Here is a 524-nt window from a genome sequence, read left to right on the forward strand (position 1 = left end):
GCCGGCACCGGCCTGCAGCTTTTCCGCCATCGGCAGCGGAGCGCCCATTTCGTCGGAGACGGAGGCGCCGATGTCCTTGAGGCGGGTCTTGTAGATCTCGATCACTTTCGCCAGCAGCGCGACGCGCTCCTCGCGGCTGGTCTGGGAGAACGTCGCAAACGCGCGCTTGGCGGCGGCGACGGCCTTGTCCACGTCCGCTTTCGAGCCCAGCGCAACCTCGTACATCGCCTCTTCCGTCGCGGGATTGACGACGGGCGTGGACTTCTTGACGGCGGGATCGACACAGGCGCCGTCGATGTAGAATTGCATGCGATTGACCATTGTTAACCTCTTCTTGGGGGCTTGGAGGGGGCGTTCCGGCAGGCATCCTTGCACGAAAGCACCGGCAATTGAACCCGCCATGTGCGGGGCCAGCTTTTGCGGCAGACGGAGGTTATATGAGCCGATGGCGGGAACGTGGCAAGGTGGCAGGGTCGCAAGAAGCCGGGTCCCGGCTCTGCGTCGCGTCATTTCATGCCGCGCCG

Annotated in this window: 1 protein-coding gene; it reads right to left on the reverse strand. The window is 64.5% G+C overall.

Translation table 11 applies throughout. The annotated features are described in order from the left end of the window. Positions 1-309, reverse strand: a 309-nt coding sequence (locus AACY52_RS30010) for an aldehyde dehydrogenase family protein (RefSeq protein WP_339561332.1), incomplete at its 3' end; no start/stop codon positions are given. Positions 310-524 lie beyond the last annotated feature (215 nt).

Origin of the sequence: Pseudomonas sp. EA_65y_Pfl1_P113 (assembly GCF_963970525.1) — a bacterium.
GTDB lineage: Bacteria > Pseudomonadota > Gammaproteobacteria > Pseudomonadales > Pseudomonadaceae > Aquipseudomonas > Aquipseudomonas tritici.